14 protein-coding genes are annotated in these 12,539 nt (G+C 70.9%); 8 read left to right on the plus strand and 6 right to left on the minus strand.

Features of this window, described 5'->3' with window-relative positions; all coding sequences use genetic code 11:
- Positions 1–51 precede the first annotated feature (51 nt).
- On the plus strand, positions 52–465 hold the full coding sequence (gene ssb, locus HZF07_RS21385; RefSeq protein WP_157344344.1) for a single-stranded DNA-binding protein: 414 nt from the start codon (positions 52–54) through the stop codon (positions 463–465).
- Positions 466–667: 202 nt separating this feature from the next.
- Complete coding sequence (gene ettA / locus HZF07_RS21390; RefSeq protein WP_157344345.1) at positions 668–2,350, plus strand: energy-dependent translational throttle protein EttA; 1,683 nt, start codon at positions 668–670, stop codon at positions 2,348–2,350.
- A gap of 28 nt (positions 2,351–2,378) precedes the next feature.
- Here the strand turns inward: ettA and HZF07_RS21395 are convergent, their stop codons facing one another.
- A complete protein-coding gene (locus HZF07_RS21395) occupies positions 2,379–2,873 on the minus strand; it encodes a MarR family winged helix-turn-helix transcriptional regulator (RefSeq protein WP_309504881.1) in 495 nt (164 codons plus the stop codon).
- A gap of 49 nt (positions 2,874–2,922) precedes the next feature.
- On the opposite strand from HZF07_RS21395, the gene HZF07_RS21400 reads away from it, so the two are divergent.
- Positions 2,923–4,011 carry a DNA glycosylase AlkZ-like family protein gene (locus tag HZF07_RS21400; protein WP_157344347.1) on the plus strand — a complete coding sequence of 363 codons (1,089 nt, stop codon included), beginning with the start codon at positions 2,923–2,925 and terminating at the stop codon, positions 4,009–4,011.
- 3 nt (positions 4,012–4,014) lie between these two features.
- Here HZF07_RS21400 and HZF07_RS21405 read toward each other — a convergent pair whose 3' ends face one another.
- Together HZF07_RS21405 and HZF07_RS21410 are read right to left on the minus strand one after the other, a co-directional pair.
- On the minus strand, positions 4,015–5,229 hold the full coding sequence (locus tag HZF07_RS21405; protein ID WP_157344348.1) for an acetyl-CoA C-acetyltransferase: 1,215 nt from the start codon (positions 5,227–5,229) through the stop codon (positions 4,015–4,017).
- 78 nt (positions 5,230–5,307) lie between these two features.
- Positions 5,308–5,937, minus strand: a complete 630-nt coding sequence (locus HZF07_RS21410) for a TetR/AcrR family transcriptional regulator (RefSeq protein ID WP_157344349.1) — start codon at positions 5,935–5,937, stop codon at positions 5,308–5,310.
- Positions 5,938–6,050: 113 nt separating this feature from the next.
- On the opposite strand from HZF07_RS21410, the gene HZF07_RS21415 reads away from it, so the two are divergent.
- Both HZF07_RS21415 and HZF07_RS21420 read left to right on the plus strand, forming a co-directional pair.
- Positions 6,051–6,230, plus strand: coding sequence for a hypothetical protein (locus HZF07_RS21415; protein WP_157344350.1), 180 nt, complete (start codon positions 6,051–6,053; stop codon positions 6,228–6,230).
- A gap of 79 nt (positions 6,231–6,309) precedes the next feature.
- On the plus strand, positions 6,310–7,137 hold the full coding sequence (locus HZF07_RS21420) for an acyl-CoA thioesterase (protein ID WP_157344351.1): 828 nt from the start codon (positions 6,310–6,312) through the stop codon (positions 7,135–7,137).
- 1 nt (position 7,138) lies between these two features.
- On the opposite strand, the gene HZF07_RS21425 is transcribed toward HZF07_RS21420, so the two are convergent.
- Positions 7,139–7,513: a globin gene (locus tag HZF07_RS21425; RefSeq protein ID WP_181645473.1), complete on the minus strand. Its 375-nt coding sequence runs from the start codon at positions 7,511–7,513 to the stop codon at positions 7,139–7,141.
- Between the two features lie 100 nt (positions 7,514–7,613).
- On the opposite strand from HZF07_RS21425, the gene HZF07_RS21430 reads away from it, so the two are divergent.
- Positions 7,614–8,039, plus strand: coding sequence for an OsmC family protein (locus HZF07_RS21430; RefSeq protein ID WP_157344352.1), 426 nt, complete (start codon positions 7,614–7,616; stop codon positions 8,037–8,039).
- A gap of 8 nt (positions 8,040–8,047) precedes the next feature.
- On the opposite strand, the gene HZF07_RS21435 is transcribed toward HZF07_RS21430, so the two are convergent.
- Positions 8,048–9,034, minus strand: coding sequence for a mechanosensitive ion channel family protein (locus tag HZF07_RS21435; protein WP_309504883.1), 987 nt, complete (start codon positions 9,032–9,034; stop codon positions 8,048–8,050).
- A 123-nt stretch (positions 9,035–9,157) separates the two neighbouring features.
- Between HZF07_RS21435 and HZF07_RS21440 the strand changes: the two genes are divergently transcribed.
- Both HZF07_RS21440 and HZF07_RS21445 read left to right on the plus strand, forming a co-directional pair.
- Positions 9,158–9,511, plus strand: coding sequence for a hypothetical protein (locus tag HZF07_RS21440; RefSeq protein WP_157344354.1), 354 nt, complete (start codon positions 9,158–9,160; stop codon positions 9,509–9,511).
- On the plus strand, positions 9,498–9,878 hold the full coding sequence (locus tag HZF07_RS21445; RefSeq protein WP_181645474.1) for a DUF5130 family protein: 381 nt from the start codon (positions 9,498–9,500) through the stop codon (positions 9,876–9,878). The genes HZF07_RS21440 and HZF07_RS21445 overlap by 14 nt, the downstream gene beginning before the upstream one ends.
- Before the next feature lie 62 nt (positions 9,879–9,940).
- On the opposite strand, the gene pepN is transcribed toward HZF07_RS21445, so the two are convergent.
- A complete protein-coding gene (gene pepN, locus HZF07_RS21450; protein ID WP_157344356.1) occupies positions 9,941–12,496 on the minus strand; it encodes an aminopeptidase N in 2,556 nt (851 codons plus the stop codon).
- Between the last annotated feature and the right edge of the window lie 43 nt (positions 12,497–12,539).

The raw sequence follows: 12,539 nt of genomic DNA on the forward strand, positions 1-12,539 counted from the left end.
GCCGGCCCGGAGTCTCGATCCATCCACCCGGATCGAGACGAGGAGTCCCTCATGACCGACAGCACCATCACCGTCCGCGGCTGGCTCGGCGCCGACGTGCAGCTGCGCGCGGCCGCCGGAGTCCCGGTGGCGAGCTTCCGGCTCGCGTGCACGCCGCGGCGGTTCAACCGCCGCACCGAGACCTGGTCCGACGGCCTCACGCAGTGGTACACCGTGAGCGCCTGGCGCGGCCTCGCCGACAACTGCGCCGCCTCCCTGCGTCGAGGCGACCCGGTCGTCGTGCACGGCCGGCTCGAGGCGCGCACCTACGTCAACGCCAACGGCGTCGAGGTGCTCAGCCTCGAGATCGACGCGCTGCACGTGGGCCACGACCTCAGCCGCGGCACCACGGTGTTCACCCGCGCACCGCGCAGCGAGCCCGACACGGCGGCCTCGGAGGCGGCGACCCCCGAGGCCGCGGCGTGACCGCAGTCCCGCGAAGGGGTCCAGACCCGCCAGGCGGGCTGCGGACGACCACCGGCAGCCCGGCGACGGTCAGCGGTGCGTGGATGGCCGACACGGGCGGGCCCTCCGTCGGGCCTGACCTCCCGGTGGAGGGCCGTCACCCTCCCGACGCCGAGCACCCCGATCAGGTCTCACGGGCATTTGCCAACTAGGCTCCCTGACCATGGCGGAGTATGTGTTCACCCTGCGCAATGTGCGCAAGGCCCACGGCGACAAGGTCGTTCTCGACAACGTGACCCTCTCGTTCCTGCACGGAGCGAAGATCGGCGTCGTCGGTCCCAACGGCACCGGCAAGTCGTCGCTGTTGCGGATCATGGCGGGCCTCGACCACGCCAACAACGGCGACGCGATCCTCGACCCGGAGGCGACCGTCGGCATGCTCCAGCAGGAGCCGCCGCTGACGGAGGGCAAGACGGTCCTCGAGAACGTTGAGGAGGCCGTCGGCGAGATCAAGGGCAAGCTCGACCGCTACAACAAGATCTCCGAGGAGCTGGCCGACCCCGACGCCGACTACGACTCGCTGCTGGCCGAGATGGGCGACCTCCAGACCGACCTCGACCACGCCAACGCGTGGGATCTCGACAGCCGCCTCGACCAGGCGATGGACGCCCTGCGCTGCCCGCCGCCGGACGCGATCGTCGACAACCTCTCCGGTGGTGAGCGTCGCCGCGTCGCGCTGTGCAAGCTCCTGCTGCAGCAGCCGGACCTCCTGCTCCTCGACGAGCCCACCAACCACCTCGACGCCGAGTCGGTGCAGTGGCTGGAGGGGCACCTGAAGAGCTACCCGGGCGCCGTCCTCGCGATCACCCACGACCGCTACTTCCTCGACAACGTCGCCGAGTGGATCCTCGAGCTCGACCGCGGCAAGACGCACCCCTACGAGGGCAACTACTCCACCTACCTGGAGACCAAGAAGGAGCGCCTCAAGATCGAGGGGCAGAAGGACGCCAAGCGCGCCAAGATGCTCGAGAAGGAGCTGGAGTGGGTCCGCTCCAACGCCAAGGCGCGGCAGACCAAGAGCCGCTCGCGCCTCGCGCGCTACGAGGAGATGGCGGCCGAGGCCGACCGCGCCCGCAAGATCGACACCTCCGAGATCAACATCCCGGCCGGTCCGCGACTCGGTGACGTGGTGCTCGAGGCCAAGGGCCTGGGCAAGGGCTTCGAGGGCCGCACGCTGATGCACGACCTGTCGTTCTCGCTGCCCCGCGCCGGCATCGTCGGCGTCATCGGCCCCAACGGCGTCGGCAAGACCACGCTCTTCCGGATGATCACCGGCACCGAGACCCCCGACGAGGGCGAGCTCAAGGTCGGCACCACGGTGAAGCTGTCCTACGTCGACCAGAGCCGCGGCGGCATCGACCCCAACAAGAACGTCTGGGAGGTCGTCTCCGACGGCCTGGACTTCATCAAGGTCGCGAACTTCGAGATGAACTCGCGGGCCTACGTCGCCTCGTTCGGGTTCAAGGGCCCCGACCAGCAGAAGAAGGCGGGCGTGCTCTCAGGTGGTGAGCGCAACCGCCTCAACCTCGCGCTCACGCTGAAGATGGGCGGCAACCTGCTGCTGCTCGACGAGCCGACCAACGACCTCGACGTCGAGACCCTGTCCTCCCTCGAGGACGCGATCCTCGACTTCCCGGGCTGCGCGGTCGTGACCTCGCACGATCGCTGGTTCCTCGACCGGGTCGCCACCCACATCCTGGCGTGGGAGGGCGACGACGAGGACACCGCCAAGTGGTTCTGGTTCGAGGGCAACTTCGCCTCCTACGAGGAGAACAAGGTCGAGCGCCTCGGCATCGAGGCGGCGCGCCCCCACCGGGTCACCCACCGCCGCCTGACGCGCGACTGACCCGCGACCGACCCACCCGGTTCGCGGCCTACCTGATCTCCATCTCCGGGTGGGCCGCGACCAGGTGGTCGGCCACGGCGTTCATCACCCGCCCGACGGCGGCGAAGTCCTCGGGGCTGACCAGGTCGACCAGGTGCTCCCTGACGCCGGCGACGTGCAGCGGCGCCATCCGCTGGATGAGGTCCCAGCCCCGGTCGGTCATCTGGCAGACCACGCCCCGGCCGTCCTCGGGCGACTTGTCCCGGATCACCAGCCCGGCGTGCTCCATCCTCGTCACCGTGTGGGTGACCCGGCTCCGGCTGTGCGCGAGGGCGTCGGCGAGCTGCGCCATCCGCATCCGCCGGCCGTCGCGCTCGGACAGCCGGACCAGGATCTCGTACTCCACGAGCGAGAGGTCGCAGCCGCGGCGCAGGTCGTCGTCCAGGCGCCCGAGGAGCAGGGTCATGCCCATCACGAGGGCACGCCACGACTGCTGCTGGTCGTCGTCGAGCCAGATGGTCTCGTCCTCACCCGAGTCGGTCACGCGGGCAGTCTAGGGCGGCGCTGTCGGTGGTTCCCGGCACCATGGGCCCATGAGCGTGCCGACGACCGTGTCCCGCGATCAGGTGCTGCGCTTCCGGGTCGCCGCCCACGAGCTCGACCGCGAGGGCGAGCACGACGACGCAGCCGTCCTCGACCTCGGCGTGCAGGACACCGGGCCCGACGGGTCCGGCTGGGCACTCGCGGTCCGGGGCGCCGCGGTGCCGGCCGAGCGCCTGGTGCTCGCGTGGTCGCTGCGCGGCGCCCCGCACGCCTACCGGCGTGCCGAGGCGGCGCAGGTCGCCGCGGCGGTCGCGCCGTGGAGCGAGGCCGACGCCGCCAAGCGGATCTTCGACGCCGCGCGTCCGCTCAGAGCGGCCGGCATCCCCGTGCTCGACGCGCTGGACCACATCGCCACCGAGATGCGCGAGATCGCCGCGCGGCCGGTGGTGAAGGGCGAGATGTCCGGTGCCCTGACCGAGCGGCTCGACGAGCCCTACCTGCGCTGGTGCCGTCCGTGCCAGGCGACGCACGTCTACGAGCAGCCGTTCCGGGTCGCCGCGCTCCAGGCCGGACTCGAGCTCGAGCCCGGCACCTCGCCGCCGGTGGTGCGTCGCATCCCCGGCTGGCGCGGGCCGGCGAAACGGGTGCCCGAGCACCTCGACCCGGTGCGCGCGGTGGTGCGCCTGCTCGGCCCGGCCGACCCCACCCTGGTCGCGGGGTACGTCGACAGCCCGGTCGCCGAGGTCAAGGCCCGCTGGCCCGAGGACGTGGTGCCGGTCGAGGTCGCCGGGCGGCGGCTGGACGTGCTCGCCGAGGACCTCGACGCCCTGAAGGACCCGCCGCCGTTCGCCGGCGTCCGCCTGCTCGGGCCGTTCGACCTCTTCCTCCAGGGCCGCGACCGCGAGCTCGTCGTGCCCGACCCCGCGGCCCGCAAGGACCTGTGGCGCACGCTGGGCCGCCCGGGCGGCGTGCTCGTCGGTGGAGAGCTGGTCGGCTCCTGGCGTCCGCGCAGCAAGGGCCGCAGGCTGCAGGTCGCCGTCACCGTCTGGGACGGCTCGGCCGTGCCCGACGGAGTGGCCGAGCAGGCAGAACGCCTGGCCGCGTTCCGCGGCCAGGCGTTCGACGGGTTCGAGCAGTAGCGACTACATCCGCTCTAGGATCAGCGCCATGCCCTGGCCGCCACCGACGCACATGGTGATCAGGCCGGTGGACTTGTCGTGCCAGTCCAGCGAGTTCAGCATCGTGTTCTGCAGGCGGGCGCCGGTCATGCCGAACGGGTGGCCCACCGCGATCGCGCCGCCGTTGACGTTGAGGCGGTCGATGTCGATGCCGAGGTCCTGGTAGGACGGCACGACCTGCGCGGCGAACGCCTCGTTGATCTCGACCAGGTCGATGTCACCGATGCTCATCTTCGCGTTGGCCAGCGCCCGCTTGGTCGCCTCGACCGGGCCGAGGCCCATGATCTCGGGGGAGAGGCCCGAGACGCCGGTGGCGACGATGCGCGCGAGCGGCTTCGCGCCGAGCTCGGCGGCCTTGGTGTCCGACATGATGACCACGGCCGCGGCGCCGTCGTTGAGCGCGCAGCAGTTGCCGGCGGTCACGACGCCGTCGGGGCGGAAGACGGGCTTGAGGTCCTTGATCCCGTCGTAGGTCACCCCCGCGCGCGGGCCGTCGTCCTGGGTCACCTCGACACCGTCGGGCGTGGTGACCGGCGTGATCTCGCGGGCCCAGAAGCCGTCGTTGATCGCCTTCTCGGCGAGGTTCTGCGAGCGCACGCCGAACTCGTCGAGCTCCTGACGGCTCAGGCCCCGCAGCCGGGCGACGTTCTCGGCGGTCTGACCCATCGCGATGTAGGCGTCCGGCAGCAGGCCGTCCTCACGCGGGTCGTGCCAGTCGATGCCACCCTCGGCCATCTTGACCGTGCGCGCCTCGGCGTCGGCGTAGAGCGGGTTCTTGGTGTCGGGCCAGTGGTCGGACGTGCCCTTGGCGAACCGCGAGACCGTCTCGACGCCTGCGGAGACGAAGATGTCGCCCTCGCCGGCCTTGATGGCGTGGAACGCCATCCGGGTGGTCTGCACCGACGAGGCGCAGTAGCGGGTGATCGTCGCGCCGGGGACCAGGTCCATCCCGTTGAGCACGTTGACGATGCGCGCCATGTTGTTGCCGGACTCACCGCCCGGCAGGCCGCACCCGAGGTAAACGTCGTCGACGGTGTTGGGGTCGAGCCCCTCCACCTTGTCCAGGGCCGTCTTGATGATCAGCGCGGAGAGGTCGTCGGGGCGGAACTGCGTCAGCGAGCCCTTGTTGGCCCGGCCGATCGGCGAGCGGGCGGCGGAAACGATGACTGCCTCGGGCATGGGATCTCCGTTCGATGGATCGGTGCGGCTGCGGGAGCCACAGTAGACGCTGCGGCCGGCCTCCAGGTGAGGCGTAGGTCACGCGACGGGGGCGCTGCTGAGGGACTCACCGAGCAGCGCCATCGACTGCTCCAGGAAGGAGCGCCGATCCGCCGGCGGCCGGAGCAGCGCGGCGAGCAGCACGCCGTCGTACGACGCGACGAGAGCCTCGGCCGACAGGCCGCCCTGCTCCTTGCCCGCCGCGCACATGATCTGGTCCACGATGGTCACCAGGCGCGCCCGGTGGTCGACCAGCAGGGCGCGGAGGTCCGCGTCGCGACTCGCGGCCAGGGTCAGCTCGAGCCGGGCGATCAGCAGCTCACGCTGGTCCAGCCACTGCAGGAAGAGGTCGACGGCGGCGCCGACGGTGGTCGCCTCGTCGGGGCTGGCCGCCTGCATCCGCGCGGCGAGCTCGTCGACGTCGGTGAGCAGCGCGTCCGAGACGTAGGACGCGAGCGCCGCCTGCAGCGCCTGCCGGGTGCGCCAGTACGCCGAGCAGCTGCCCTCCGGGAGCCCGGCCCGCCGGTCCACCGCGCGGTGGGTCAAGCCCTTGAGGCCCTCGTCGGCGATCACGTGCTGCGCGGCCTCGAGCAGCTGGCGGCGGCGGGGCGAGAGGGGCGCCGTCGCGTGGGGCTGGTCGGTGACCACGGGGGCACGGGGGTCGGGCATGGGGTCCTTCGGATCGGGCTGTGACTGCGGACACTACTCCGGCACTTGCCTGGTGATCGCGAAGAGCGTACGTTCTACATCAGTAGAAACTACAAATGTAGAAGGAGAGTCAGATGGTCCTCGTCAGCACCACCGTCGCCGTCCTGGCCTACGTCGTCCTCGCCGTGGCCGTCGTCGTCGGCATCATCGCCCTCGCCGCCATCGCGGAGTTCGTGGTCACCAACCGCAAGGAGCGCCTGGCCAGCCACGACTCGATCCGCCACTACTACGGCAGCTTCGTCCTCGCTCGCTGAGCCGACCGCCGGACGCCGCGGCTGAGAGGCCGGCGCGTCTGGCAGCATCAGTGCGGTGCGGCACCGCTACGAATGCCCGATGCGCTGGGCCGACATGGACCAGCTCGGGCACATCAACAACGTCGTCTACGTGGACTACCTCCAGGAGGCCCGCGTCGACATGCTGCGCACCCACGGCCCCGCCGCCCGCACCGGCGACCTGGCCGAGGGCGTGGTCGTGGTCCGCCACGAGGTCACCTACGTCGCCCCACTGCACTTCGGGTTCCGCCCGGTCAGCATCGAGTCCTGGGTGACCGAGATCCGGGCGGCGTCCTTCACGATCGCCTACGAGATCTTCCACGACCTCCCCGACGGGGAGCGCCGCGTCTACGTCCGGGCGAAGACCGTGCTCACGCCGTACGTCTTCGCCACCGAGCGCCCCCGACGGCTCACGTCCGTCGAGCGCGAGACGCTCGACACCTTCCTGGAGCCCGAGCAGTCCCAGCGGCCCGCGCCGCTCGCCGCGCAGCCGGAGCGCGCGCTGCACTACCCCGTCCAGGTCCGGTTCTCCGACGTCGACGTCTACGGTCACGTCAACAACGTGAAGTACTTCGAGTACTTCCAGGAGGCCCGCATCTCCGGCATCTCGCAGATGTGGGAGGGCCTGGACCACATCACCCTCGTCGTCGCCCAGACCGACGTGGACTACCGGGTGCCGATCCTCTTCCGCGCCGAGCCGTACGACGCGTGGTCGTGGATCACCCGGATCGGGCAGCGCTCCGCGACCATCGAGTCCGTGGTCGCCGACGGCGAGGTGGTGCTCGCCCGCGCCACGGTCACCATCGTCTTCTTCGACCAGGCGACCCAGCGCTCGACGGTCCCGCCGGAGGAGTACCTCGACCGGCTGCGCGAGTGGCAGCCCGCCTGAGTCACTCGAAGGTGTTCACCATGAACTGCGCCGCGTGGGTCACGTAGTCCCAGAACTGCCGGTCCTGCTCCGGGGTCAGCTCGACCGCGTCGAGGCCGGCGCGGAAGTGCGTCAGCCAGTGCTCCTTGGCCTCCGGCGTGACCGCGAACGGCGCATGCCGCATCCGCAGCCGCGGGTGGCCGCGATTGTCGGAGTACGTCGTCGGACCGCCCCAGTACTGGATCAGGAAGTAGAGGAAGCGCTCCTCGGCCGGGCCGAGGTCCTCCTCGGGGTACAGCGGTCGCAGCACCGGGTCCTCGGCGACGCCTTCGTAGAACGTGGCCACGATCCGTCGGAACGTCTCGAAGCCACCGATCTCCTCGTAGAACGTCGTCACGGTCCCATTGTGACGGTGCCCCGGTGAGGCCCTGACACCGGCGTGCAAGACTCGCGACAACGCAGTGTTCCGAGTCCACCGCACGAGGAGTGATCACCACATGCCCACGACCCGCACCGCCACCACGCACTGGGAGGGCACCCTGTTCGAGGGCGCCGGCCAGGTCACGCTGGAGTCCTCCGGCATCGGCACCTACGACGTCTCCTGGCCCTCCCGCGCCGAGGAGGCCAACGGCAAGACCAGCCCCGAGGAGCTCATCGCCGCGGCGCACTCGTCCTGCTTCTCGATGGCGTTCTCCAACGGCCTCGCCAAGGCCGGCACGCCCGCGACCACGCTGGACACCCAGGCCGCGGTCGAGTTCACCCCCGGCACCGGCATCACCGGCATCAAGCTGACGGTCCGCGGCGTCGTCGAGGGCATCAGCAACGAGGACTTCGTGGCCGCCGCCGAGGCCGCGAAGGAGGGCTGCCCGGTGAGCCAGGCGCTCACGGGCACCACGATCACGCTGGACGCCGCGCTCGCCTGACGCGCCGGCTAGCTCTGCGCGGGCTCTTCCCCCTCGGGGGAGGGGCCCGCGTCTGCGTCCGGGGGCGGTACGTCGGGCGTCGGCGCCTCGCGGTGCCACACGACGCGCTGCGGCAGGGCGATCTCGATCCCGTCGTGGTCGAAGCGGGCCTTCATCCGCTGGCGGAGCGCCCGGGCGACGCCCCACTGCTCCATGGGGGCGGTCTTGAGCAGCACCCGCAGCGTGATGCCGTCCGGGGTGAACATCTCGACGCCGGTGACCTCGGGCTCCTCGATGATGAGGCCGTCGAAGTCGTCGTCCTCCCACAGGTCGTGGGCGACGTCCTTGAGCACGCGCTCCACCCGGGCCAGGTCCTCGTGGTAGCCGACGTTGACGTCGACGACGGCGCGCGACCAGTTCTGGCTCATGTTGCCGACCCGGAGGATCTCGCCGTTGGGGACGTACCAGACGGTGCCGTTGATGTCCCTCAGCCGGGTGACCCGCAGGCTGACGGCCTCGACGGTGCCGCTCGCCTCGCCGAGGTCCACGACGTCGCCCACGCCGTACTGGTCCTCGAAGATCATGAAGATGCCGGACAGGAAGTCCTTGACCAGCGACTGCGCGCCGAAGCCGAGCGCGATGCCGATGATGCCGGCGCTGGCGATGATCGGTGCGATGTTCACGCCGAGCTCGCTGAGGATCATGGTGCCGATCACGGCGATCAGCAGGCCGGTGATCACGCTCTTGAGCAGGTCGCCCATGGTCTTGGCGCGCTGCACCCGGCGCGTCTGGGTGGCGATGTCGCGGGCGGTCGCCGTCTGGGCGGCTGCGCCGCGCAGGCCGAAGCGGCTCATCCTGTCCGGGAGCACGCCGTCCTGCGCGCGGGCGACGAGGCGGTCCACGACCCGGTGCAGGATCCACCGAGCGACGACCAGCAGGAGCAGGAGGCCTGCGATGGTGAGCGGCCGCCCGATGAGGATGTCGGCGGCGTTCGCGACCCCCTGGCTGTCGGTCACCTGCAAGGTCCAGTCACAGATCTCATGGCCTGGGTCACACTGCGTGTCGTCGAACCCGAACATGGCCCCCATGTCTACCGCACCGGGCAAGGCGCGGGGTGGCCGACCCGATAGTCTTCTCCCGTGACCACCCAGCTCGCCCGTCGCGTCCGTCGTACCTCCACCGTGCTGCTCGCCGGCGCGCTCGTCGTCGCTGCCGGCGGCCCGGCCGGAGCCGACGTCCCCGAGGGCTGGAGCAACCCCTCCGAGGTCGACCCGGTCGAGGCGGTGCTGCTCCTCGTGGGCGTCCCGCTGTTGCTGTTCGTGGTGATCACCCTGCTCGTGGTGGTCCCGGGGATCGTCAAGGGTGAGCGCTTCACCCCCGGCGGCCAGGCGACCGAGGACCAGTGGTTCGGCGGCCCGCGCCAGGGCACCGCCGAGCTCCCGGCGCCCGACTCCGAGGGCTCTCAGGCCGGAGGCGCCAGTGCCCGTTGGTGAGTTCAACAGCGCCGAGCGCTTCCAGGTCGAGGACGCGATCCGCCACGCCGAGCAGGTGTCGCGGTTCGAGTTCAGCGTCTTCGTCGGCCGCAGCGGCGCCGACTCCCGTGCCTTCGCGACCCAGCTGCACAACAAGCTGGTCGCCCCCGCGCGCAGCGTGCTGATCATGCTCGACCCCGCCGCGCGCGTGCTCGAGATCGTCACCGGCGGCGAGGTGCGCCGCAACCTCTCCGACACCGAGGTCGAGCTGACGACGCTGCAGATGCAGTCGTCCTTCGCCTCCGGCGACCTCGTCGGCGGGCTGCGCCGCGGCATCCAGATGCTCGCCGAGCACGCCCGCGCGCCCCAGACGCTGCACGCCGACTGACCCCGTAGATGCCGAGTCGGCGCAGCCTTCCAAGGGGAAGGCTGCGCCGACTCGGCGTCGTGTCAGCCCTGCGCGTCGCGCTCCTGGGCGGCCAGCGCGCGCAGCACGTCGGCGCGACCCTCCTGGACGTAGCGCAGCGCGCCCTTCGGCGCCTCGTTGTCGGCGAGCCAGGCGTCGACCCGCTCGACGAGCTCGGGGGAGCCCAGCGCCTTCGGGAAGCCGTACTCCAGCAGCACCGAGCCCTTGTGGAAGCCGAGCGTGTCGATGCAGGTCTCCGCGGCCTCCAGGTAGCGCTCGAGGTACGGCGCGACGACGTCGTCCTGGCCGTAGCGGAAGATCGAGAACACCATCTCCCGCGACGTCTCGTTGGGCGTGCCCGGGTCGAGGATCGCGCGCCAGCCCTCGGCCTTCGCCTCCTCCGTCGGCTGCGCGACCCGAGCCGCGGCGGCCTTCTCCTTGCCGGAGATCGTGTTGTCCCGCTCCAGCTCGGCGTCGATCTCGGCGTCGCCGAACCGGCCCGAGGCCGCCAGCGAGGTGATCAGCACCCAGCGCAGGTCCTGGTCGACCGCGAGGCCGTCGACGCTGAACGAGCCGTCGAGCAGGCCGGCCACGTCGGCCAGGGCGACGTCGCTGTGCGCCACGGCGGCGTAGGACCGCGCGAACGTCAGCTGGTGGTCGCTGCCCGGCTCGGCGGCCAGCAGCAGCTCACGCAGGCCGGACTCCCACTCGGCGCGCAGCGCCGCACGGCGCTCGGGGGCGCTGTAGGCGTTGACCGCCATCGCCGCGTACGTCGGGATGCGGGTGACGCCCCACGAGTCGGTCTCGGCGCCGATGTTGGCCAGCACCAGCCGGACGAAGTCGGTCGCGGCCATCTCCGCGTCGCGGGTCATGTCCCACGCGGCGCTCCACACCAGGGCCCGCGCGAGCGAGTCGTCGAGCTTGGAGAGACCGGACGTGACGGTCGCCAGCGACCGCTCGTCGAGGCGGATCTTGGCGAAGGCGTGGTCGTTGTCGTTGAGCAGCAGCAGGTCGGGCTGCTTGACCCCGACCAGCTCGGCGACCTCGGTCTCCGAGCCCTCGACGTCGACCTCGAGGTACTCGCGGCGCACCAGGCGGCCGTCGACCTCGTCGTACAGGCCGATGCCGAGCCGGTGCCGGCGCAGCGTCGGGTGCTCGGCGGTGGCGGTCTGGAGGACGCGGAACGACGAGTACGCGCCGTCGCCGTCGACCTCGGAGGACGACGTCAGCGTGTTGACGCCCGCCGTCTGCAGCCACTCCTGCGCCCAGCCCTGGAGCTCGCGGCCGGACGCCTTCTCCAGCGCCAGGAGCAGGTCGCCGAACTCGGCGTTGCCGAACTCGTGGTCCTTGAAGTACTGCCGCAGGCCCGCCAGGAACGGCTCGAGGCCGACCCACGCGACGAGCTGCTTGAGCACCGACGCGCCCTTGGCGTAGGTGATCATGTCGAAGTTGACCTCGACCGCGTGCAGGTCGACGTTGTCGGCCGCGATCGGGTGGGTGCTCGGCAGCTGGTCGGCGCGGTAGCCGGTCTGCTTGCGGGCGTTGGCGAAGCCGGTCCACGCGTCGGTGAACTCGGTGGCCTCGGCCTCGCACCAGTAGCAGGCCCACTCGGCGAACGACTCGTTCAGCCAGAGGTCGTCCCACCACTTCATGGTCACGAGGTCGCCGAACCACATGTGCGCCATCTCGTGGGTGATCACCGAGGCGCGGAACTCGTAGAACGAGCGGGGCTGGCGGCTGCGGGGGAGGTACTCGTCGCGCAGCGTCACGCAGCCGGCGTTCTCCATCGCGCCCATGTTGTACTCCGGCACGTAGAGCTGGTCGTACTTGCCGAAGGGGTAGGGGTAGTCGAACTGCTCCTCGAAGAACTCGAAGCTCTTCTTGGTCAGGTCGACGAGCACGTCGACGTCGAGGTACTCCACGAGCGACTGCCGGCAGTAGTGGCCGAGCGGGATGTCGCCGTGCTTGCCGTGGTAGACGTGCTGGACCTCGTGGTACTCACCGGCGACGATGGCGGTGATGTAGGTCGACATCCGCTGGGTGGGCTCGAAGCGCCACACGGCCTTGCCGCTCTCGCCGTCCGCGTCCCAGGGCTCGGGCTCCGGGGTCGGCGAGTTCGAGACGACCTTCCAGTCCTCGGGGGCGACGACGGTGAACGCGAAGGGCGCCTTGAGGTCGGGCTGCTCGAACGTCGTGAACACGCGGCGGGCGTCGGGGACCTCGAACTGCGAGTAGAGGTAGACGCGTCCGTCGGCCGGGTCCACGAAGCGGTGCAGGCCCTCGCCGGTGTGCGAGTAGGTGCAGTCGGCGCGCACGACGAGCTCGTTGTCGGCCTGCAGGCCGGTCAGCGCGATGCGGCTGTCGAGGTACGCCGTGGCCGGGTCGAGCGGCTCGCCGTTCAGCGTGATCTCGTGCACGATCGCGTCGACCAGGTCGGCGAAGGTCTCGGCGCCGGGCTCGGCGCAGGTGAACCGGATCGTCGTGGTGGATCCGAAGGTCTTGTCGCCAGTCGTGAGGTCCAGGTCGATGGAGTACGACGTGACGTCCAGGAGGGCGGCGCGGGTGGCGGCCTCGTCCCGGGTCAGGTTGGTTCCAGGCATGCGATGCATCCTGCCACCCGGTCGGTGGCCCGCGAAAAGCCGA

It is taken from the genome of Nocardioides agri (assembly GCF_013778305.1).
Taxonomy (GTDB): domain Bacteria; phylum Actinomycetota; class Actinomycetes; order Propionibacteriales; family Nocardioidaceae; genus Nocardioides; species Nocardioides agri.